Source organism: Streptomyces sp. C1-1, assembly GCF_050214755.1.
In the GTDB taxonomy this organism is placed as follows: Bacteria; Actinomycetota; Actinomycetes; order Streptomycetales; family Streptomycetaceae; genus Streptomyces.
Genome location: NZ_CP189826.1, coordinates 1,827,462 through 1,847,399 on the forward strand (window position 1 = coordinate 1,827,462; position 19,938 = coordinate 1,847,399).

Annotated in this window: 19 protein-coding genes and 1 pseudogene; 7 read left to right on the forward strand and 13 right to left on the reverse strand. The window is 71.8% G+C overall.

Annotated elements, in window-relative coordinates; all coding sequences use genetic code 11:
- The first annotated feature begins 11 nt into the window (after positions 1-11).
- Positions 12-473 carry a universal stress protein gene (locus ACQF4J_RS08350; RefSeq protein WP_351572928.1) on the forward strand — a complete coding sequence of 154 codons (462 nt, stop codon included), beginning with the start codon at positions 12-14 and terminating at the stop codon, positions 471-473.
- Between the two features lie 27 nt (positions 474-500).
- Here ACQF4J_RS08350 and ACQF4J_RS08355 read toward each other — a convergent pair whose 3' ends face one another.
- A complete protein-coding gene (locus ACQF4J_RS08355) occupies positions 501-1,316 on the reverse strand; it encodes an alpha/beta fold hydrolase (protein ID WP_351572931.1) in 816 nt (271 codons plus the stop codon).
- A gap of 57 nt (positions 1,317-1,373) precedes the next feature.
- On the opposite strand from ACQF4J_RS08355, the gene ACQF4J_RS08360 reads away from it, so the two are divergent.
- Positions 1,374-1,853: a MarR family winged helix-turn-helix transcriptional regulator gene (locus ACQF4J_RS08360; protein ID WP_351572934.1), complete on the forward strand. Its 480-nt coding sequence runs from the start codon at positions 1,374-1,376 to the stop codon at positions 1,851-1,853.
- 1 nt (position 1,854) lies between these two features.
- Here the strand turns inward: ACQF4J_RS08360 and ACQF4J_RS08365 are convergent, their stop codons facing one another.
- Positions 1,855-3,006: a CapA family protein gene (locus tag ACQF4J_RS08365; protein ID WP_427165385.1), complete on the reverse strand. Its 1,152-nt coding sequence runs from the start codon at positions 3,004-3,006 to the stop codon at positions 1,855-1,857.
- A 233-nt stretch (positions 3,007-3,239) separates the two neighbouring features.
- Between ACQF4J_RS08365 and ACQF4J_RS08370 the strand changes: the two genes are divergently transcribed.
- The 3 genes from ACQF4J_RS08370 to ACQF4J_RS08380 all read left to right on the forward strand — a co-directional run bounded on the left by ACQF4J_RS08370 (position 3,240) and on the right by ACQF4J_RS08380 (position 5,295).
- Entirely contained in the window at positions 3,240-3,785 is a 546-nt protein-coding gene (locus ACQF4J_RS08370; RefSeq protein WP_058921633.1) for a sigma-70 family RNA polymerase sigma factor, read from the forward strand.
- 187 nt (positions 3,786-3,972) lie between these two features.
- Positions 3,973-4,485 (forward strand): hypothetical protein, encoded by a 513-nt coding sequence (locus ACQF4J_RS08375; RefSeq protein WP_427165386.1) that lies wholly within the window; start codon positions 3,973-3,975, stop codon positions 4,483-4,485.
- Positions 4,486-4,635: 150 nt separating this feature from the next.
- Positions 4,636-5,295: a zf-HC2 domain-containing protein gene (locus tag ACQF4J_RS08380; protein ID WP_351578774.1), complete on the forward strand. Its 660-nt coding sequence runs from the start codon at positions 4,636-4,638 to the stop codon at positions 5,293-5,295.
- Positions 5,296-5,310: 15 nt separating this feature from the next.
- On the opposite strand, the gene ACQF4J_RS08385 is transcribed toward ACQF4J_RS08380, so the two are convergent.
- Both ACQF4J_RS08385 and ACQF4J_RS08390 read right to left on the reverse strand, forming a co-directional pair.
- Entirely contained in the window at positions 5,311-6,174 is an 864-nt protein-coding gene (locus ACQF4J_RS08385) for an Fpg/Nei family DNA glycosylase (RefSeq protein ID WP_351578771.1), read from the reverse strand.
- A gap of 49 nt (positions 6,175-6,223) precedes the next feature.
- A complete protein-coding gene (locus ACQF4J_RS08390; protein ID WP_351578768.1) occupies positions 6,224-8,290 on the reverse strand; it encodes a SpoIIE family protein phosphatase in 2,067 nt (688 codons plus the stop codon).
- A 174-nt stretch (positions 8,291-8,464) separates the two neighbouring features.
- Between ACQF4J_RS08390 and ACQF4J_RS08395 the strand changes: the two genes are divergently transcribed.
- Positions 8,465-9,889 (forward strand): lipase maturation factor family protein, encoded by a 1,425-nt coding sequence (locus ACQF4J_RS08395; protein ID WP_427165387.1) that lies wholly within the window; start codon positions 8,465-8,467, stop codon positions 9,887-9,889.
- A 10-nt stretch (positions 9,890-9,899) separates the two neighbouring features.
- On the opposite strand, the gene ACQF4J_RS08400 is transcribed toward ACQF4J_RS08395, so the two are convergent.
- Entirely contained in the window at positions 9,900-11,150 is a 1,251-nt protein-coding gene (locus ACQF4J_RS08400; protein WP_427165388.1) for an alpha/beta hydrolase family protein, read from the reverse strand.
- Positions 11,151-11,398: 248 nt separating this feature from the next.
- Here ACQF4J_RS08400 and ACQF4J_RS08405 point away from each other — a divergent pair.
- A pseudogene (locus ACQF4J_RS08405) lies at positions 11,399-12,022 on the forward strand (MFS transporter); the annotation flags it as partial.
- On the opposite strand, the gene ACQF4J_RS08410 reads toward ACQF4J_RS08405, so the two are convergent.
- The 8 genes from ACQF4J_RS08410 to ACQF4J_RS08445 are packed head-to-tail and all read right to left on the reverse strand — an operon-like array spanning position 12,017 to position 19,852.
- Positions 12,017-12,850, reverse strand: a complete 834-nt coding sequence (locus tag ACQF4J_RS08410; RefSeq protein ID WP_427165389.1) for an amidohydrolase family protein — start codon at positions 12,848-12,850, stop codon at positions 12,017-12,019. The pseudogene ACQF4J_RS08405 and the gene ACQF4J_RS08410 overlap by 6 nt on opposite strands.
- Positions 12,847-13,161: an L-rhamnose mutarotase gene (locus ACQF4J_RS08415; protein ID WP_427165390.1), complete on the reverse strand. Its 315-nt coding sequence runs from the start codon at positions 13,159-13,161 to the stop codon at positions 12,847-12,849. The genes ACQF4J_RS08410 and ACQF4J_RS08415 overlap by 4 nt, the downstream gene beginning before the upstream one ends.
- The gene (locus ACQF4J_RS08420; RefSeq protein ID WP_427165391.1) at positions 13,158-14,144 is read right to left on the reverse strand and encodes an aldo/keto reductase; all 987 of its coding nucleotides are present in this window, start codon (positions 14,142-14,144) and stop codon (positions 13,158-13,160) included. Before ACQF4J_RS08420 ends, ACQF4J_RS08415 begins: the two co-directional genes overlap by 4 nt.
- A complete protein-coding gene (locus ACQF4J_RS08425) occupies positions 14,141-14,896 on the reverse strand; it encodes an SDR family NAD(P)-dependent oxidoreductase (RefSeq protein WP_351578749.1) in 756 nt (251 codons plus the stop codon). The genes ACQF4J_RS08420 and ACQF4J_RS08425 overlap by 4 nt, the downstream gene beginning before the upstream one ends.
- Positions 14,893-16,233, reverse strand: a complete 1,341-nt coding sequence (locus ACQF4J_RS08430) for an L-fuconate dehydratase (protein WP_351578746.1) — start codon at positions 16,231-16,233, stop codon at positions 14,893-14,895. Before ACQF4J_RS08430 ends, ACQF4J_RS08425 begins: the two co-directional genes overlap by 4 nt.
- Before the next feature lie 31 nt (positions 16,234-16,264).
- Positions 16,265-17,290 (reverse strand): ABC transporter permease, encoded by a 1,026-nt coding sequence (locus tag ACQF4J_RS08435; protein ID WP_351578743.1) that lies wholly within the window; start codon positions 17,288-17,290, stop codon positions 16,265-16,267.
- Positions 17,283-18,785, reverse strand: a complete 1,503-nt coding sequence (locus tag ACQF4J_RS08440; RefSeq protein ID WP_351578740.1) for a sugar ABC transporter ATP-binding protein — start codon at positions 18,783-18,785, stop codon at positions 17,283-17,285. Before ACQF4J_RS08440 ends, ACQF4J_RS08435 begins: the two co-directional genes overlap by 8 nt.
- The gene (locus ACQF4J_RS08445) at positions 18,782-19,852 is read right to left on the reverse strand and encodes a sugar ABC transporter substrate-binding protein (RefSeq protein ID WP_351578737.1); all 1,071 of its coding nucleotides are present in this window, start codon (positions 19,850-19,852) and stop codon (positions 18,782-18,784) included. The genes ACQF4J_RS08440 and ACQF4J_RS08445 overlap by 4 nt, the downstream gene beginning before the upstream one ends.
- Positions 19,853-19,938 lie beyond the last annotated feature (86 nt).

A 19,938-nucleotide genomic window follows, 5' to 3' on the forward strand; every position in this document is an offset into this window, starting at 1 on the left:
ACCTCGCAGCCGTGACGGAACAGCACTCGCACCAGTTCGAGCGGGGTACCGACGGGCCCAAGGTCATCGTCGTCGGCGTGGACGGCTCCGACTCCTCCCTCCGGGCGGCGGCATATGCCGGAGGCCTGGCCCGGCGTCAGCGGGCGCTGCTCGCCGTCGTCTACGTCCAGCCGGTGATGGCGGCCGGCGCGGCGATGGGGGCGCCGGTGGCGGAGACGACGGACGAGATCGCCGAGGACCTGGTCAAGCAGATCCGCGAGGCCACCGAGCGCACGAAGGGGATATTCGACGTGCGCTGGGAGTTCCACACCTTCCGTGGCGACGCCTACGGCGGCCTGGTGAAGGCGGCGGACGAACTCAAGGCGGACGCGGTGGTGGTCGGCGCCTCGGAGCAGGCGGGCCACCGGATCGTGGGCTCGGTGGCGGTACGGCTGGTCAAGGCGGGGCGGTGGCCGGTGACGGTGGTGCCGTAGCGCCGTGGGGCCGGAGTCGGCGGGCGGTCAGAGCCCGCGGAGGAAGTCGAGCAGGATGCGGTTGAAGGCGTCCGGCTTCTCCATGTTCAGGTAGTGCCCGACGCCCTCGACGGTCTCGACGCGCCCGTCGGGGACGGCCTGGGCCAGGCGTCGTGCCGCGTCGAGGAGTTCCACGGGCTCCAGGGTGCCGTTGACGGCGAGCACGGGGACGTCGATCTTCGGCAGGCGGGACCAGGAGTCGGTCACCCGCACCAGCCAGTCCGTCTCGCCCGGCGCGTGCTTCGACATCGTCCCGACGGCCATCTCCCGCAACCGGCGCCCGATGTCCGGGGCGACGTCGCCGGCGCTGCGGTGCGGCCCCGGCACGACCCGCAGGAAGGCCTCCAGCCACCCCTCGAGGTCGCCGGCGCCCAGGGTGCGCGCGTACTCGGCCTGGATCCCGCGGGTCCATTCGTCCGTGTACTGCCAGTCGCCGGTCGCGGCGCCGCAGGTGACGACCGCCCGGACCAGTTCGGGGTGCTCCAGCACCGTGTCGGTGGCGATCACTCCGCCCATCGAGACGCCGACGACGACCGCGGGACCGGCGTCGAGCCGGCGCAGCAGTGCGGCGAGGTCGTCGGCCCAGCGGAAGGGCCCGGTCGCGTTGGCGGAGGAGCCGTGGCCGCGCACGTCCGGGGCGATCACGCGGTACTCCGCCGCCAGCGCCGGGATCTGGTCCCGCCAGACGCGGTGGTCGACGAATCCGGGATGGAGGAGGACCACGGGGTCGCCGGAGCCGGCGTCGAGGTAGGCGAGGTCGCCGTCGGAGGACGGGAAGAAGCGGAGATCAGTAGCGGTATTCATGACAACCAAGGTGTCATCTTGCCGAGATTTTGGCAACCGAGGTGTCATGATGGTCGGGTGAACGACAGCGACGAACCCCTCGCACCCGACGAGCTGGGCCACCGCGTGGCGGAGGTCTTCGACCTGGTCGGCCCCCTCTACCGGCGCGCCCTGCGCAAGCTGGAGCAGGGTGAACCGGCCGAGGGTGCCTCCGTCGGGGTGCGCTCGGTGCTGGATCTGCTGCGGCTGAGCGAGCCCATGACGGTGCCGCAGATGGCTCGCGTCCTGGCGCTGAGCCGGCAGTTCGTCCAGCGCATGGTCAACGACGCGTCGGCGCGCGGCTGGACGGAGGTCACCCCCAACCCCGCGCACCAACGGTCCTCCCTGATCCGGCTCACCGGGGAGGGCAGGGCGGCCATCGCCGCGATCCGCGCCCGCGAGCGGGCCCTGAACCAGCAGGTCGGCGGCGGCCTGACCGACGCGGAACTGACGGCGTGCCTACGGGTGCTGCGGGAGATGCTGAAGACCTTCGACCAGACCGACACCGACCCCGACTGACCTACTTCCCCATCACCAGGCCGTCCTTGGCGGCGCCCCGGCCGAGGACGACGTCCCGGATGCGGTCGCGCACCCCCTGCAGGCCGGCGCCCTGGTCGATCGCCCGGTTCAGGTCGACCACCCGCCCGGCGTCGACGTCGAACATCAGCGGGATGAACTCGGCCCTGGTCACCTGCCAGCGCTCGCCCGGGCGGGCGGGTGGGGCGAAGGTGAAGCGGCCGAGGGTGGACTGGTCGCCGCGCGGGTCCTGGACGCCCTGCTGGTTGTACATCTCGCCGGCGATCTGGTCACCCATGCCGTAGATCACCCAGGTGCCGTTGACCTTCTCGTAGGCCTGCGGGACATGGGCGTGGGTGCCGAGGACGAGGTCGATGTCGGGGCGGCCGCCGGTGCGGGAGGCGGTGAGCGTCCGGGCCAGGTCGAGTTGCTGCCCGTCCGGTTCGTCCTGCCACTCGGTACCCCAGTGCAGGGAGACGACGACCACGTCGGCGCCCGCCTGCCGGGCGGCCCGGGCGTCCGCGACGATCCGGCCGGGGTCGATGAGGTTGACGGCCCACGGCTCGCCCGCCGGCATCGGGATGCCGTTGGTGTCGTAGGTGTAGGCGAGGTGGGCGACCTTCGCCGGGCCCGCCTGGAGGACGGTGACGGTGTGCGCCTCCGCCTCGGTGCGCGCCGAGCCCGCGTGCCGTACGCCCGCGCGGTCGAGGGCGTCGAGGGTGCGGCCGATGCCCGCGGCGCCGTCGTCGAGGCTGTGGTTGGAGGCGGTGGAGCAGCCGTCGTAGCCGGTGGCGGCCAGGCCTTGGGCCACTTCGGGCGGGGACTTGAAGAGGGGATAGCCGGTGTAGTCGCCATTCTCCCCGTAGACGGTCTCCATGTGACACAGTGCCAGATCCGCGCGGGAGACGATGGCTTTGACCCCGGCGAGCATCGGACGGAAGTCGTAGCGGCTGCCACCGCCGTCGAAGCGCGCGCGGTCGATGACGGAGGAGTGCGGGAGGACGTCGCCGGAGGCGACGAGTGTGAATCCGCGGGCGGGGGCCGGGGCCGGTCGCCCCGCCCGCGGCGCCGCCTCGTGGTGCTGGGCCTGACAGGCGGCGCCCCCGGCGAGGACGGCCGTGAGGGCCAGGGCAACCTGCTGTCTGCGTGCAATCATCAGCTCACCCCACTGTTGTCATATTTACCCACAAAAGGTACGAACTTGTCGGCCCCGTCCCCGGCTTCGACCCGCCGATTAGCCCGTCCGGCACGCGGGAGGGCGCCCCCGGCCCTGCGTGAACGGGCCGTCACGGACCGTTCGTCGTACCGTTCGTCGACGCGATCGACCGTCCGCCGCAGATCCCGGCGCGGCCCCTGTCCCGAATCCGCCCCCTGCGATGCCATACGCGCATGACGGCCGGAACCACCCTCACGAACGGGACGACCGCCGAGCACGAGCTCGCCGCACTGCAGCGGGAGCACGGCCGGCCCCTCTTCGCGCTCCTGCTCCGGCTCTGTGACGGCGACCGGCAACGCGCCGAGGACCTGGTGCAGGAGACCCTCGTGCGCGCCTGGCAGCACCCCGAGGCGCTGCGGGCCGACGACTTCGAGTCCGTACGGCCGTGGCTGATGACCGTGGGACGGCGGCTGGCCATCGACGCGCGGCGGGCCCGGCAGGCACGGCCGGCCGAGGTCGGGGACGCGATCCTGGAGAACTCCCGGGTGATCGCCGACCACGCCGAGCGGGCCGCCGCCGCGCTCGACGTGCGCGAGGCTGTGAAGACACTCACTCCCGAGCACCGCGAAGTCCTGGTGCTCGTGTACTTCCAGGGGGCGAGTGTGGCGGAAGCCGCCGAGGCCCTCGGAATCCCTGCCGGTACCGTGAAGTCCCGCGCGTACTACGCGCTGCGCGCCCTGCGCCGGGTGCTTCCCGGATATGCGGCCGACCTGCGGTGAAACCGACGGCTGAGTCAAACCTCCGTAAAGCGCCTTGCTGAGGACCCCGGTTGAGTAATCGGCTGTCCTCATCCGTGTTCCGGAGGGGGCCGCGGCGCTGGATTCCGGACGTCGGGAATCCAGCGCCGCGACCCCAGAGCCCGGGTGCTCGGGCAGACGCGCACGCACCGGAGGAAGGCAGGAAGGGATGCTGGACAGAGGTCAAGAGAGCACGGACGGCGCCAGCGGGGAACTGGTCGTCCCCATGGCCTGGTTGTACGCGGAGTACATCGCCGACGAGCTGCTGCGCACGGGCGACCTGATGCCGCCGACGTCCATGGAGTTCCGCGCCGGGCGCGACGCCCTGGCCCTGACTGTCTTCCTCTCGGACACCGACGGCGAACTCTCCGGCATCCGGGTGGTGTCACAGCTGGAGACCTGGCTGTCCCTGACGGCCTACGACCAGCCGTGGCAGGACTGGGTGCGGGAGCGGATGACCGATCTGGCCGCCGAGGCCGCCGCGTCGGGCGGGCCCGCGCCCGACCTGGAACTCGCGGCGGCGGCCTGGCGCTGGCTGGAGGAGACCGAGTTGCTCGCGCCCGACCTGAACGCGGTGCCCGGCGGGGCCGTAGGGGTCGGCGAGGACGAAGGTCCGAAGGTGTGGACGAAGGCGTGGCAGCTCGGACTGCCCCTCGGTCATCTCGCCATCCACCTTTTTTAGCCGTGTTTCGATCCGGACCAATCCTCGGGCGGGGCCGCTACGAATCCCTTGGTTGTGATTCCTCTGAGTCTTGAGTGATTCGGCGGTCTGGTCCGTACCGGTGGGAGCAAGGAGTAACCCAACCCGCACCCAACGGCACGAGGTTTCGGCATGAGGTCCCAGGAGAGGCATCGCGACGTCGCCGCGTACGCGCTCGGCGTGCTGGACGAGGCGGACGCCTTCCGCTTCGAGGACCACCTCATGGAGTGCGCGCGCTGCGCCGCTCACGTGACCGAGTTCGGGCCCGTCACCCGGCAGATGATGCTTTACCGCCGGTCGACGCCCCGGTTCGTGAGCCCCATGACCCGACCCGGCCCCCAGCTGCTCGACCGGCTGATGGCCGCGGTGGCGAACCGGCACCGGGCGACGCGGCGGCGTTTCCTGTACGGCCTGGCCGCCTCGGTCGCCATCGCCGCGGCCGGCCCCGGGCTGATGATGCTCACCAACGGCGGCGGCAGCGGCGGCGGCGCCATGCAGATGGCGGCGACCGACGCGAAGACGGGTGTGTGGGCCCAGGTGACGGCGGCGGACGCGGACATGGGCAGCGATGTGCAGCTGAAGGTGAAGGACTCCGCAGGCCCGCGGGCCTGCCGGCTGGTCGCCGTAGGCCGCGACGGCTCCGAGCAGATCGTGACCAGCTGGACCGTCCCGGACCACGACGCCCGCCCGATCACGATGCGGGGCAGCACGGCCATGCACATGGCCGAGATCGCCCGGTACGACCTGCGGACGGCGCAGGGCGAGCACCTGGTGACGCTGGACGCGCACTGAGCGAGCCCCCGCCGCCTACTTCAGCAGCCGCGACATCCTCCGGTCCGCCAGCGGCTTGCCGCCCGTCTGGCAGGTCGGGCAGTACTGCAGGGAGGAGTCGCTGAAGGAGACCTCGCGGATGGTGTCGCCGCAGACCGGGCAGGCTTCGCCGGTGCGGCCATGGACACGCAGACCGCTCTTCTTCTCCGCCTTCAGCCGGCCGGCCGCCAGGCCCCGGGAGCGCTCGACCGCCTCGGTGAGAGTGGTGCGCAGGGCCTCGTAGAGACGGGTGGTCTCCTGCGGGGTGAGTGACGCGGCCAGTTTGAACGGGGACATCTTGGCGGCGTGCAGGATCTCGTCGCTGTAGGCATTGCCCACCCCGGCGATCAGGCTCTGGTCGCGCAGGGCGCCCTTGATCTGGCGCCTCTCGGGTCCCAGGAGCTTCGCGAACGCCTTCTCGTCGAAGGTGTCGGCCAGGGGGTCCGGGCCGAGGCGGGCGATGCCCGGGACCTCCTGCGGGTCCTGGACGACGTAGACCGCGAGGCGCTTCTGGGTGCCGGCCTCGGTGAGGTCGAAGCCCTCCCCGGTCTCCAGGGCCACGCGCAGGGCGAGGGGGCCCTTGCCCGGACGGGGCGGGCCGTCGGGCAGCCGGTCCCTCCACTGCAGCCAGCCGGCGCGGGCCAGATGGGTCACGAAGTGCGGGCCGCCCTCGGTGGCGAGGTCGAGGAACTTGCCGTGCCGCCGCACGGCGGTGACCTCCCGGCCCTCGACGGCGGAGAGCGGGGGGTCGTAGGTCTTCAGGACGCTGATCGCGACGGGCAGCACCCGCACCATCTCGTGTCCGACCAGGTGCTCGGTGAGGAAGTCCTTGAGCGCTTCGACCTCGGGGAGTTCCGGCATACGTCCAGAGTGCCACCCGGCACCGACAGTGCCGGGCGGGACGGCCGGGTCACGGCATCAGGAACTCGCACCACACGCATTTGCCGCCGCCCCGCGCCTCCACGCCCCACACGTCCGTGAGCAGGTCGACCAGGAGCAGGCCCCGGCCCGAGACGCCCGACTCCCCCGCCTCGCGGCGGCGTGGCAGGGCGCTGGAGGAGTCCTCCACCTCGACCCGCAGCCGCCGGTCGCTGCCCGTGAGCACCCTGAGGGTGAGGATCGCGGAGCCCTCGGTGTGCATGAGCGCGTTGGTGATCAGTTCGTCGGCGACCAGTTCGATCTCGTCGGCACGGTCCTTCGCCCCCCAGGCGCGGACCGCGGCCCGGATCATGTGGCGGGCCTCGGTGAGGGCCTCGGGGTCGCCCGGTGCCACGTGCTGCTGGAGCCGGCCGCCGGAGCGGGGGGCGTCCAGGCCGCGGCGACGCAGCAGGAGCAGGGCGACGTCGTCGTCGCCGCCGCGTTCCTCGGCGACGTCGATGAGGCAGTCCGCGAGGTCGCGTACGTCGTCCGGGCCGGCGGCGATGAGGGCGCTGAGTGTGCGCATGCCGTCGTCGAGGTCGGCGCCGGGCTGTTCGACCAGGCCGTCGGTGCACAGCATGAGGGTGTGCCCGGCGTCCAGTTCGATCGTTCCGACCGGGTATTCGAGGCTGCCGAACTCGGCGGACAGGCCGAGCGGCAGGCCGCCCGGGACCGGGATGCGGTGGCAGCTGCCGTCCTCGTCACGGATCAGCGGGTCGATGTGGCCGGCCCGCACCACCTGGACGACTCCGGTGGACAGGTCGGCCTCGGCGTACAGGCAGGTCGCGAAGCGGTCGGTGTCGAGTTCGTGCAGGAAGACGGAGGCGCGGGCCATGACGGTGGCCGGGGTGTGGCCCTCGGCGGCGTAGGCGCGCAGCACGATGCGCAGCTGGCCCATGACGGCGGCCGCGTGCGTGTCGTGGCCCTGGACGTCGCCGATGACGGCGCCCACCCGGCCGCCGGGCAGCGGGATCAGGTCGTACCAGTCGCCGCCGATGTCCCGACCGAGGGAGGCCGAGCGGTAGCGGACGGCGACGTCGGCGCCGCGGACGCTGGGGATGGTGCGCGGCAGCATGGCCTGCTGGAGGCCGGTGGCGAGGTCCTTCTCCTGTTCGTAGAAGGTGGCCCGCTGCAGACTCTGCGCGATGCTGCTGCCCAGGGCGAGCAGGACGTCGCGCTCGTCGGGCGAGAAGCCGCGCCGGTCGCTGTAGAGCAGGCCCATGGCGCCGATCGGGCGGGCCTGCACGATCAGCGGGAGGTAGGCGGCCGCGGTGATGTCCAGGTCGGTGATGTGCGGCCACAGGATGGGGTAGCCCGCGGCGAACTCCTCGGGGGACTCGATGAAGCGGGGCGTGAGGGTCCGTACGACCTCGCTCATCGGGTAGGGCTCGTCGATCCGGGTGACGAGGGTGCCGGGCACGAAGCTGCCCTCGGGGCCCTCGGCGATCAGCCGGATGCGGCCGGCCTCCACCAGGCCCATGACCAGGCTGGTGGCGCCGAGATGGGTGAGGCCCTCGGTGTCCTTGAGGACGTCGATGACGTCCTGCACGGTGCGGGCGTGGGCGAGGGCGGCCGTGGTGAGCTGGACGACGCTGCTCTGGTCGGGCCGGGCCTCGTCCTGGGCGGTCCGCTCCTCGTGGGCGGCGAGTTCGGCGAGTTCCTGGGTGGCGTCCCGGACGATGCCGATGATGCGGCGCGGGCGGCCCGTCTCGTCGCGCCGGATGTAGCCCTGGGTGTGGGTCCAGCGCAGGCTGCCGTCGCGGCGGCGGATGCGGAAGTAGGCGCCGTAGTTCTCGCTCCCGTCCTTCATGGACTGGGCGACCAGGGCGTCGAGACGGTAGGCCTCGGCGGGCGGGACCCGGACGGAGAGGCTCTCGGGGTGGCCGTCGTACTCGTCGGGGCGCACGTCGAAGACCTCGTGGGCCTGGGCGTCCATGTGGAAGAGCCCGGTGTCCAGGTCCCAGTCGAAGCTGCCCATGCGATTGAGCGCCAGGATCGGGTCCGGGTGGGCGGGCCAGTCGTCCGGGAGTGACAGGGCGCTCGCTCCCCGATCAACCATGGAGCCACCTTGCCAGGGTTTGACCGATTCTTCGACCGGGACGACAGGACGTATTCGGCGTATTTTGCTCTGCAAGCGGACCGCGATCTCCGCTCGGGTTACGCAGGCGGAGGCTGGTTACACGGAGCGTGACGCAGGGTTCCGGCGCGACACTGGAGTGAGGAGCGCACGGCCGTGGACTGGTTCACCGCACCCGAGTACTGGACGAGCCGGCTGGTCTTCCAGCGGGCTCTGGCCGGCGTGTACCTCGTGGCCTTCCTCTCGGCGGCCCTGCAGTTCCGGGCGCTCATCGGGGAGAGGGGCATGCTGCCGGTCCCCCGCCTCACCGCCCGCATGCCCTTCCGGCGTGCCCCCAGTCTCTTCCAACTCCACTACTCCGACCGCTTCTTCGCGGCCTGCGCCTGGACGGGCTGCGCGGTCGCCGCCGCGCTGGCCGCGGGCCTCGACTCCCGACTCCCGCTGTGGGGAGGGATGTTGCTGTGGCTGGTGCCCTGGCTGCTGTACCTGTCGATCGTCAACGTCGGCCAGAGCTGGTACGCGTTCGGCTGGGAGTCCCTGCTCCTGGAGGTCGGCTTCCTCGCCGTCTTCCTCGGCAACGACGAGGTGGCCCCGCCGGTCGTGGTGCTCTTCCTGCTCCGCTGGATCCTCTTCCGCGTCGAGTTCGGCGCGGGACTGATCAAGATGCGCGGGGACGCGTGCTGGCGGAAGCTGACCTGCCTGGACTTCCACCACGAGACACAGCCGATGCCGGGCCCGCTCAGCTGGTTCTTCCACCATCTGCCGGCGCCCGCGCACCGGGTCGAGGTGGCCGCGAACCACGTCACCCAGCTCGTCGTGCCCGTCCTGCTCTTCGCCCCTCAGCCGGTCGCCACGGCCGCCGCGTCGCTGATGATCGTCACGCAGCTCTGGCTGGTGCTGTCGGGCAACTTCTCCTGGCTGAACTGGATCACCATCGTGCTGGCGGCGTCCGCGCTCGCGCTCCCGTCCGACGCGCCGTCGTCCGTGCCGGCCGCCCCGCTCTGGTACGAGGTCCTGGTGTCGGCGGTCGCCGTACTGCTCGTCGCGCTCAGCTACCGTCCGGTCGCCAACATGCTCTCCCGCCGCCAGATCATGAACCGCTCCTTCGACCCGCTCCACCTGGTGAACACCTACGGCGCGTTCGGCAGCGTCAGCCGGGTCAGGTACGAGGTGGTGATCGAGGGCACCGCCGACGACGTGCCCCGCGAGGACTCCGACTGGCGGGAGTACGAGTTCAGGGGCAAGCCGGGCGATCCTCGGCACTGGCCGCGACAGTTCGCGCCGTACCACCTCCGTCTGGACTGGCTGATGTGGTTCGCGGCGCTCTCCCCCGCCTACGCCGACTCCTGGTTCGGCGGGCTGGTGGAACGGCTGCTGGAGAACGACCGCGACACGCTGCGGCTGCTGCGCCGCTCCCCGTTCCCGCCGGACGCGCCGCCGCGCTTCGTCCGGGCCCGGCTGTTCCGCTACCGGTACACGAGCCGGCGCGAGCTGCGGGAGACGGGGGCGTGCTGGGACCGGACCTACGTCCGCGAGTACCTGCCGCCGACGCGGCTGTCGGGAGTGGCGCAGCGGTCCTGAACGGGGCCCGTCAGGCGAGCCGTTGGGGGAACATCCGCATCTCCGGGTACCGGCCCGACGTCCCGTCCAGCAGGCCGTCGTCGTCCCGGCCCCGCAGCCAGCGGTCGAAGAAGGCGGCCAGACAGGCCCGTTCGGCGCTGATGGCGTGCCCCGGCGGGATGGTGCCGATGTTCTCCACGACCGTCTTCCGGGGCAGGCCGAACCGGTGGGCGATCTGCGGGATCAGCGCCTCCGCGTCGGTGTACGTCGCGTGTTCCGCGCCCCGCAGGGTCAGGCCCCGGTGCCAGCCGCGGCTGTGCCGCCACAGCGCGTTCCAGGACGGCACGCCGTCGAGGTCGTTGCCGTCCATGCCCATCAGCAGGAAGGGCCGGTCCAGTCCGTCGGCGGCGACGGTGGAGAGGTTGCCGGGCGTGCTGTCCTTCTGGACGTGGGCGAGGACGCCGTCGAGGTCGGCGGCCGCCGCGATGCGCGGGTCGTCGTGCGTCGCCTGCAGGGCGGTGAAGCCGCCCGCCGACTGGCCGAACATGCCGACGCGGTCCATGTCCACGGCACCGCGCAGCTCCGTGGGGAGCGCGCCGGGCAGTGCGTCGAGAAGGAAGCGGGTGTCGGCCACGCGGACGGCCAGTGTCTTGCGCAGAAGGGCCGTGATGCGGCCCTCGGCCGGGAACGCCTTGGCGTACTCGGCGGGCAGGACGGTCTTCTCGACGCGCCCGTCGGGGAACTGGACGGCCACGGCGTCGTAGGTGTGGTCGAGCATCACCACGACATGGCCCCGGGAGGCGAGGTCGTCGCAGAGCGTGGTGCCCAGGGACCGCGGGTCCCCCGCACCGGGCGAGTAACAGATCACCGGGCGGGGGCACTCGCGGCGGTCGATCGGGGCGCCCTCGTGGGCGTGCGTGCGGGTGGCCGACCAGTCGACGGCGTCGGCGGGCACACCGGTGAAGCTGTTGAGGGCCGCGAACGCGGCGGCCTCTCCCGGGAGCATCTGGGGGGCGGTGGGGTGTCCGTCGACGGTACGGGCCGGGTAGCGGACGCTGATCATGAGCTCGCGATACGGCCGGGACGGGACCCAGGGGTCGGTGCGGGTGCGGTCGACGAGGCGCAGGGAGACCGTCCCCACGGGGTACGGCCCGCTCGGTGGCGGCAGGACCGGCTTCAGCGGGCCGGTCGTGCGTGGGCCCGCGGACGCGGTCGGCGCGGTGATGCCGGGCAGGAGGGTGGCGGCGACGGCGGAGAGCAGGGCGGCGCGGCGGGTCAGCATGGCTGGGGCCTCTTCGTCTGTGGGGTTTGCGGTCTCTGCGACTCCTCCAGGGTTGTGGATCAAGGCGGCCGCCACCATCCGGTGGGCCGGTCGACGGGCCTGGGGGTTAACCCGTAGGCAGGGTCCCGCGGAGCCGTGAATCGCCTTTCGTCCGCTGCCCGTCGGGAGCTAGGTTCGCGCTGCGAGTGACTCACGAGGAGCGGGGACATGGTCGGTCGTTCGAGCACGCGTTGACGTTCGGGGCCGCGAGCGGCCCGTCATCGCGTGCCGCCCTTGACGCGCGGCACGGCACGGTCGTCCGAGGGGCCCTTGTGCCGTCCTTTTCCTCCGCTGTTCCCGATTCCGCCCGTCCGATCGCCTCGCCGCGTGATCTGCGTCTGCCGGGCATCGCCGTCGGGGCGGCACTCGCGGCGACCGGGCCGGGCGCGCCGCTGGGGTCGGTGCTGGCCGCCCGCCTGCCGGGCCGCTTCGGCCACGGCAGGGTGCCGGTGTGGGCGGCGGCGCTCGGCGACGCGGTGTTCCTGCTGGTGCCCGCGCTGCACGGCCCGCCCATGGTGACGGTTCCCGCGCTCCTCGCGATCGGCTTCGTCTTCGGGACCTTCGGCCAGCTCGTGAACGTCACCGTCATGGCCGTCCGGCAGAGCCTCGCTCCGGACGGGATGCAGGGTCGTGTGGCGGCGACGATCAGCTTCGTCGGGATGGGGCTGACCCCGTTCGGCTCGCTCCTCGGTGGCCTGCTCGCGGAGGCGTTGGGCACACGGACCGGCCCGGCGGCGGCGGCCGCGGGCATGCTCCTGTCGCCGGCCCTGATGGCCCTCTCGCCGCTGGCCCGCCTGGGACGGACGCTTCCCGGCGGGCGAACCGGGTCATAGTCGGTAGACGTGGGTCGCCGTGCCCTCCAGGATCCGCGTCCGCTCGGCCTCGCCCAGGCCGGCGATCAGGTGCTCCGCCGCGGCCACGACGTCGCCGTAGGTCGCGGCGAGGGTGCACACCGGCCAGTCCGAGCCGAACATCAGGCGGTCGGGGCCGAAGGCCTCCAGGGCCGTCTCGGCGTACGGGCGCAGGTCGTCGGGCGTCCAGGTGGCCGGGTCGGCCTCGGTGACCAGGCCGGAGAGCTTGGCGACCGTGTTGGGGACGGCGGCCAGGGCCCGCAGGTCCGTCGCCCAGGGGTCCAGGGCGCCTGAGGCGATGGGCGGCTTGCCCAAGTGGTCCAGGACGAAGGTGAGTTGGGGCAGATGGGCGGCCGCCTTCGCGCCGGCCGGGAGCTGGTGGGGCAGGACCACCAGGTCGTAGGCCAGACCCGCTTCGGCCACCGCGGTCAGGCCGCGCTGTACGTGGGGACGCAGCAGCCACTCGGGGTCCGGCTCTCCCTGGACCTGGTGGCGGATGCCCTTGAGGTGTGCGCCGCCGGGGAGGGCGCGCAGACGGGCGAGTTCGTCGGCGATGTCGGGGCGGGTGAGGTCGGTCCAGCCGACGACACCGGCGACGAGGTCGTGCGCGTCGGCCAGCGCCAGGAACTCCGGGGTCTCCTCGGCCACGGTGACCGTCTGGACCAGGACGGTGCGGTCGACGCCCGCCGCACGAGCCTCGGGCTCCAGGTCGGTGACCGTGAAGTCCCGCCGTATCGGGCTGTGTTCGGGGATCCAGTCCTGGTCCCGGACCGACAGGTCCCACACGTGGTGGTGGGCGTCGACCGTCATGGCAGCTCCCAGACCACGGGCAGGCCCGCGTTCGCGCCCTCGTCGGAGTAGTCGTGCACCACGTCCAGCAGCTCCGCCATACGGGCCTGCCAGGCGACGTTGACCGGCAATTCCTCCAGCTCCGCGAGGAGGCGGGCGTAGTCCTTGCACTCCAGGACGTGGAAGAGGTCGGTGCCGCTGCGCCAGATGGTCCAGGACGTGGCGCCGGCCGCGCGGATGGCGGCCGTGAGCTCCTCGGGGACCTCGCGGTGGGCGGCCTCGTACTGCGCGACGCGGTCCGCGCGGACCTTGGTGTGCAGGGCGACTCTCATGACGGCTCCTCCTCGGGGACGGGGGCCTCGGCGGGCAGGAGCCGCTCCGCGCGCAGCTCCCGCCAGAGCCCCGAAGGCACCTGGGCCGCGAACTGCCGTGCACTGTCGCGTACTTCGTCTGCCGAGCGGGCCCCGACGAGCACGCCGGCGACCGCCGGATGCGCCGTGCAGAAGGCCAGGGCCGCGGCCCGCAGGGTGGTGCCGTGCCGTTCGGCGATCGCCTTCAGGCGCAGGGCGCGGTCGAGCAACTCACGCGGCGCTGTCGCGTAGTTGTACGTCGCCTCCGGGCTCGGGTCCGCCAGCAGACCGGAGTTGAAGGCACCGCCGATCACCACCGACGTGCCGCGTTCCTCGGCCGCCGGCAGCAGCTCGGTGAGCGCCCGCTGGTCGAGGAGGGTGTAGCGGCCCGCGCACAGGACGACGTCGACGTCGGTGTCGCGGACGAAACGGGTGAGCATCTCGGCCTGGTTCATGCCGGCGCCGATCGCGCCCACCACGCCCTGGGACCGGAGTTCCTCCAGCGCCGGGTAGCCCTCACGGAAGGCCTGCTCGGCGTGGTCGTCGGGGTCGTGGAGATAGACGGCGTCGACCCGGTCGAGGCCGAGCCGGTCCAGACTGGCCTCCAGGGTGCGTCGTACGCCGTCGGCGCTGAAGTCCCACACGCGGCCGTGCGTTGCGGGTACGGCGAAGCCGTTCGCCAGGTCGTCGCCGCCCTCGTCCGACGGCTCCAGGCGGCGCCCGACCTTCGTGGAGATCGTGTAGTCCGCTCGTGGGCGTTCGCGCAGCGCGGCGCCGAGGCGGCGCTCGGACAGGCCGAGGCCGTAGTGCGGGGCGGTGTCGAAGTAGCGGATGCCCTCCGCCCAGGCGGCTGACACGGCCTCGTGCGCCTGTTCCTCGGTCACCTCGGTGTAGAGGTTGCCGATCACCGCCCCGCCGAAGGCGAGTGCGCTGACCTCGACGCCGCTCTTGCCGAGGCGGTTCACCGGCCCACCGCCCGCAGACGCAGGCCCTGCATGCCGCCGTCGACGGCGAGCGAGGTGCCGGTGGTGGCCCCGGACAGCGGGCTTGCCAAGTAGGCGATGGCACCGGCGACTTCGGCCGCCGAGACGAGCCGGCCGCTGGGCTGGCGGGCCTCCAGGGCGGCGCGCTCGGCGGCCGGGTCGGGAGCCTTGTCCAGCAGGCGGCCGACCCACGGGGTGTCCGCCGTACCGGGGTTGACGCAGTTGACGCGGATGCCCTCGCGGACGTGGTCGGCGGCCATGGCCAGGGTGAGGGAGTACACGGCGCCCTTGGTGGCGCTGTACAGCGCGCGCTGCGGCAGGCCTGCGGTGGCCGCGACGGAGCAGGTGTTGACGATCGCCGCGTGCCGCGACGCGCGCAGGTGCGGCAGGGCCGCGCGGGCCACACGCACCATGCCGACCACGTTGACGTCGAGGACCCGGTGCCACTCGGCGTCGTCGTTGTCCTCGACGGTGCCCTGCGCGCCGATGCCCGCGTTGTTGACCAGCACGTCGAGGCCGCCGAGTTCGGCGACGGCGGCCGCGACCGCTTCCCGTACGGACGTGTCGTCGGCGACGTCGGCCCGGAAGCCCAGCAGCGGCTTCTCCACCGGGGACGGGTCGAGGTCGAGGACGGCGACCTGCGCGCCGCGGGCGGCGAGGAGGTCGGCCGTGGCCCGTCCGATACCGGAGGCTCCCCCCGTCACCAGGGCCTTCAGCCCCGTGAAGTCGGTCATGCCGCCCGTCCCTTCTTCTCGTCGAGGTCGGCGGCCCAGAAGGCGCCGCCGGGGAAGGTGTACCGCGCGATGGACTCCGGGCGCATGGCGGACGAGAAGCCCGGCGCGGTGGGTGCCGTGTAGTGACCCTCGCGGATCACCACCGGATCCAGGAAGTGGTCGTGCAGGTGGTCGACGTACTCGATGACCCGGTCCTCGGTGGTGCCGGTGACCGCGACGTAGTCGAACATCGACAGGTGCTGGACGAGTTCGCACAGGCCGACGCCGCCCGCGTGCGGACAGACCGGCACGCCGAACTTCGCGGCGAGCAGCAGGATCGCGAGGTTCTCGTTGACGCCGCCGACGCGGGCCGCGTCGATCTGGACGACGTCCAGGGCGCCGGCCTGCAACAGCTGCTTGAACATGACGCGGTTCTGGACGTGTTCGCCGGTGGCGACCTTCACGGGGGCGACGGCCTCGCGGACGGCGGCGTGCCCGAGGACGTCGTCGGGGCTGGTGGGCTCCTCGATCCAGTACGGGTCGAACTCGGCGAGGGCCTTGGTCCAGCGGATGGCCTCGGCGACGTCCCAGCGCTGGTTGGCGTCGATCGCCATGCGGACGTCCGGGCCGACGACCGAGCGGGCGACCCGGCAGCGGCGGATGTCGTCGTCGAGGTCGGCGCCGACCTTCAGCTTGATCTGCGTGAAGCCGTCGGCGACCGCCTGGGAGGCGAGCCGGGTGAGTTTCTCGTCGCTGTAGCCGAGCCAGCCGGCGGAGGTCGTGTAGGCGGGGTAGCCGCACTCCAGCAGCCGGGCCGTGCGCTCCCCGGCTCCCGCGCGGCCCCGGCGCAGGACGTCCAGCGCCTCCTGGGGCGTGAGCGCGTCCGTCAGATACCGGAAGTCGATCTGCCCCACCAGCCACTCGGGGTCGGACTCGGCGAGCAGCCGCCACAGCGGCTTGTCGGCACGCTTGGCGGCCAGATCCCACACGGCGTTGACGACCGCGCCGATCGCCATGTGCATCACGCCCTTCTCGGGCCCGAGCCAGCGCAGCTGGCTGTCCCCGATCAGGTCCCGGTACACCACCGCCGGATCGGCGCACACCTCGTCCACGGACCGCCCCACCACGTGGTGACGCAGCGCGTGGATCGCGGCGACCTGGACCTCGTTGCCCCGCCCGATGGTGAAGGTGAACCCGTGCCCCTCCAGACCGTCCTCGGCGTCGGTGCGCAGCACGAGGTAGGCGGCCGAGTAGTCGGGGTCCGGATTCATCGCGTCGGAGCCGTCGAGCTCGCGCGAGGTGGGGAACCTGATGTCGTGGGTGTCGACCGCGGTGATGCGGGCGGGCGTCGGGGACACGGAGGGCCTTTCGGTCGGGGGCTGGGGCGGGTCAGTCCTGGGCGCGGCCGGTGGTGAGACGGGCGATCAGGAGGGCGAACAGGATGATTCCGCCATAAATAGCCTGAATCCAGTACGGCTGGACCTGCGCCTGGGTCAGCAGGTTGTCGACGGTGCCCAGCAGCAGCACACCGGTCAGGGCGCCGAACATGGTGCCCTTGCCGCCGTCGAGACTGATCCCGCCGATCACCGCCGCGGCGAACACCGTGAAGATCATGTTCTGGCCCTGGTTGGCGTTGATCGCCCCCACGTAGCCGGTCTTCATGATGCCGCCCACGGCGGCGAGCACTCCCGCGCTCACGTACACGCCGAGCATCACCCGGTCCACCCGGATTCCGGCCGCCCGGGCCGCCTCGGCGTTGCCGCCGATGGCGTACAGGGCACGGCCGACCCGGTGGTAGCGCAGCACGGCGCCGGTGACGGCGAAGCCCGCGGCCGCCACCCACACCGAGATCGGCACCTGCAGGAACGTGGTGGTGTGGATCGCGAAGAAGGCGTCCGGCATGTCGAAGAGCGTCTTGCCCTTGGTGGCGCCGACCAGAACGCCGCGCAGGATGATCAGCATCGCGAGCGTGACGATGAACGCGTTGAGCCGCAGCTTCACCACGAGGAGGCCGTTGAAGAGGCCGACCGCGCCGCCCACCACCAGGATGGCCAACATGGCCAGCCAGGTGGGCAGTTCGACACCCCAGCCCGCGCCGGCCGCCGGCAGCACGAGCAGTGCGCCCACCGCGGGTGCGATGCCGACCACCGACTCCAGGGAGAGGTCGAACTTGCCGGTGATCAGGACGAGGGCCTCCGCGAGGACCACCATCGCCAGCGACGCCGACGACGCGGCGATGGAGATGAGGTTGTTCTTGGTGAGGAACGAGTCGTTGACGAACGCTCCGATCACCAGAACCGCCAACAGAGCGGGCAGCAGCGCGAGTTCGCGCGCCCGTCGCAGCAGTACGGTCCGCGCCGACCGGGCGTCCGGCGAACTCACCGGCTTCACCGGGACAGCCTTGGTGTCAGCCATGGTGGTCCACTCCTTCGATGGAGGCGATCAGCTCGTGGTCGCGCCAGCCCGCCGGATGCTCGGCGACGACGCGGCCGTGGAAGAGGACGAGGACACGGTCGCAGCGCCGCAGGTCGTCGAGTTCGTCGGAGACGACGAGTACGGCGGTGCCGTCCTCACGGGCGGTGTCCACGCGGGCCAGCAGTGACTCCTTGGACTTCACGTCGACGCCGGCGGTGGGGTTGATGAGGACCAGCAGCCGGGGCTCGGAGGCGAGGGCTCGGGCCATGACCACCTTCTGCGCGTTGCCGCCGGACAGGTCGGAGACCGGCTGCTCGGGGCCCTCGGTGTGGATGTCGAGGCGGTCGATCAGCTCGGCGGCGAAGCCGCGTCTGCGGTCGGTGCCGATGAGGCCGAAGCGGCCCAGCCGGTCCAGCACGCTCATGGTGGTGTTGTCGCCGACGGACATGGAGCGCACCAGGCCCTGGTCGTGCCGGTCGCGCGGGACGCAGCCGACGCCGGCCGCGAGGGCGGCCTGCACCGAGCCGAACTTCAGCGCTTCGCCGTCGAGCCGTGCCGTTCCGCCGGTGGGGGCGCGCAGGCCCGCGAAGGCCTCCGCCAGCTCGATCTTGCCGCTGGCGCTGGAGCCGGCGAGCCCGACGACCTCGCCGCGCCGGACGGTCAGGTCGATGTTCTCGTACGTCTCCGAGGTGAGCCCCCGTGCCTCCAGCAGGACGGGCGCCCTGTCGTCGACGAGCCTTTCCTGGACGGCCTGTTCGGCGATCGCCTCGATGCTCTCCCCGGCCATGGCCTCGATCAGTGCCGCCCTGGGCAGTTCGGCGACCGGGGCGGTGGTGATCCAGCGGGCGTCGCGCAGCACGGTGACGGTCTGGCAGACCTCGTAGACCTCCTGCAGGTGGTGCGAGATGAACAGGAAGGTGACGCCGGAGTCCTGCAGGCCGCGCATGCGCTCGAAGAGCCGCTCGATCTCCCGGTTGTCGAGCTGGGCGGTGGGCTCGTCGAGGACGATGAACCGGGCGCCGAAGCTCAACGCGCGTGCGATCTCCACCATTTGGCGGTCCTCGACCTTGAGGTCGGCCGTGCGCGCCTCGGGGTCGACGTGCACGTCCCAGGTGCCGAGGAGGGCGGCTGCCTCGCTCTTGAGACGGCGCCAGCTGATGAACCCGCGGCTGAGCGGCTGCCGGTTGATGAAGAGGTTCTCGGCGACCGTCAACTCCGGTACGACGGTGGGGTGTTGGTAGACGCAGGCCACCTTGCGGCGCCAGGCGTCGCGGTCGGCGAGCGAGGGTGCCGCTTCGCCGTCGAAGCGGACGGTGCCCTCGTCGGGTGCCTGGAGTCCGGTGAGGATGTTGACCAGGGTCGACTTGCCGGCGCCGTTGCGGCCGACGAGGGCGTGGGACTCGCCGGGCAGCACGGTGAGCCGGCCGTCGGCGAGGGCGGTGGTGGGTCCGTAGCGCTTGACGATGTCCCGCGCCTCGACGAGTGGCGTAGTCATTTGACCGTGTTGCCCCAGAGCTTGGGGTCGTCGACGTTGTCCTTGGTCACCAGCGGGGCGGGCAACTGGTCCTCGAGGATGCCGCTGGGCAGCTTGACGATGGTGGAGTCGTGGTCGGTGGGGCCGGGCTGGAAGGTCTTCCCCTGCATCGCCGCCTTGATGTAGTACATGCCGTACTTGGCGTAGGCGTCGGCGGGCTGGGAGACGGTCGCGTCGATCTGGCCCTTGCGGATGGCCTCGAACTCCTGCGGGATGCCGTCGTTGGAGACGATGACGATGTGGCCCTTGCTACCGGCCGCCTTGAGCATGTTCTTCGACTTCAGGGTCTGCAGGGTCGGGGCGAGGTAGACGCCGCCGGCCTGCATGTAGATGCCCTTGATGTCGGGGTTGGCGTTGAGGAGGGTGTCGAGCTTCGAGGCCGCGGTGTCGGACTCCCACTTGGCGGGGATCTCCAGGACCTTCAGCTTGGGGTACTTCTTCTTCACGCAGGAGCGGAAGGCCTCGGAGCGGTCGCGGCCGTTGACGGAGGCCAGGTCGCCCATGATCTGCACGACCTTGCCGCTGGTGATGTGCGCTCCGAGGTAGTCGCAGGCCTTGGTGCCGTAGGCGACGTTGTCGGCGCGTACGACCATGGCGACCTTGCCCTTGTCGGGCGCCACGTCGACGGCGACGACCGGCACGCCCTTGCGCTCGGCCTGCTTGAGGCCGGCCTCGATGGCGGCACTGTCCAGGGGGGCGACGACCAGGCCCTTCACGGCCTGGTTGAGCTGGTTGTCGATGTCGGTGATCTGCTGCGAGGGGTCACTGTTGGAGTTGACCGTCTTGAGCGCGTCGACACCCTCGGACTTGGCCATCTTCGGCACGTAGTCGTTGTACGACTGCCAGAACGGCGAGGTCAGCAGGGGCAGGATCACCCCGACCTTGCCGGTGCCACCGCCTCCCGTACTGCCGGAGCCGGTGTCCTTGGTGCTTCCGCACGCCGCGAGCGCGAGCGAGGCGCTCGCCGCGACCGCGACCGCTGAGACGATCCGCATTCTGTTCCGCTTCCCCACTGTTCTGCCGGGCATCTGGCGGCTCCTCGTTGAGCGTGTTCGAGCAGATGCCCGCATACTTATCAGACCACTCTCGCGAAACAACACCCTCTGGCGGCAGA

Coding starts and splice junctions, on each gene's coding strand:
- ACQF4J_RS08425 (WP_351578749.1), bottom strand. CDS start 14,896: ATGACCGACTTCACGGGGCTGAAGGCCCTGGTGACGGGGGGAGCCTCC.
- ACQF4J_RS08375 (WP_427165386.1), top strand. CDS start 3,973: ATGCTGGACAGAGGTCAAGAGAGCACGGACGGCGCCAGCGGGGAACTG.
- ACQF4J_RS08365 (WP_427165385.1), bottom strand. CDS start 3,006: ATGATTGCACGCAGACAGCAGGTTGCCCTGGCCCTCACGGCCGTCCTC.
- ACQF4J_RS08390 (WP_351578768.1), bottom strand. CDS start 8,290: ATGGTTGATCGGGGAGCGAGCGCCCTGTCACTCCCGGACGACTGGCCC.
- ACQF4J_RS08380 (WP_351578774.1), top strand. CDS start 4,636: ATGAGGTCCCAGGAGAGGCATCGCGACGTCGCCGCGTACGCGCTCGGC.
- ACQF4J_RS08440 (WP_351578740.1), bottom strand. CDS start 18,785: ATGACTACGCCACTCGTCGAGGCGCGGGACATCGTCAAGCGCTACGGA.
- ACQF4J_RS08385 (WP_351578771.1), bottom strand. CDS start 6,174: ATGCCGGAACTCCCCGAGGTCGAAGCGCTCAAGGACTTCCTCACCGAG.
- ACQF4J_RS08410 (WP_427165389.1), bottom strand. CDS start 12,850: ATGACGGTCGACGCCCACCACCACGTGTGGGACCTGTCGGTCCGGGAC.
- ACQF4J_RS08400 (WP_427165388.1), bottom strand. CDS start 11,150: ATGCTGACCCGCCGCGCCGCCCTGCTCTCCGCCGTCGCCGCCACCCTC.
- ACQF4J_RS08355 (WP_351572931.1), bottom strand. CDS start 1,316: ATGAATACCGCTACTGATCTCCGCTTCTTCCCGTCCTCCGACGGCGAC.
- ACQF4J_RS08445 (WP_351578737.1), bottom strand. CDS start 19,852: ATGCCCGGCAGAACAGTGGGGAAGCGGAACAGAATGCGGATCGTCTCA.
- ACQF4J_RS08370 (WP_058921633.1), top strand. CDS start 3,240: ATGACGGCCGGAACCACCCTCACGAACGGGACGACCGCCGAGCACGAG.
- ACQF4J_RS08435 (WP_351578743.1), bottom strand. CDS start 17,290: ATGGCTGACACCAAGGCTGTCCCGGTGAAGCCGGTGAGTTCGCCGGAC.
- ACQF4J_RS08415 (WP_427165390.1), bottom strand. CDS start 13,161: ATGAGAGTCGCCCTGCACACCAAGGTCCGCGCGGACCGCGTCGCGCAG.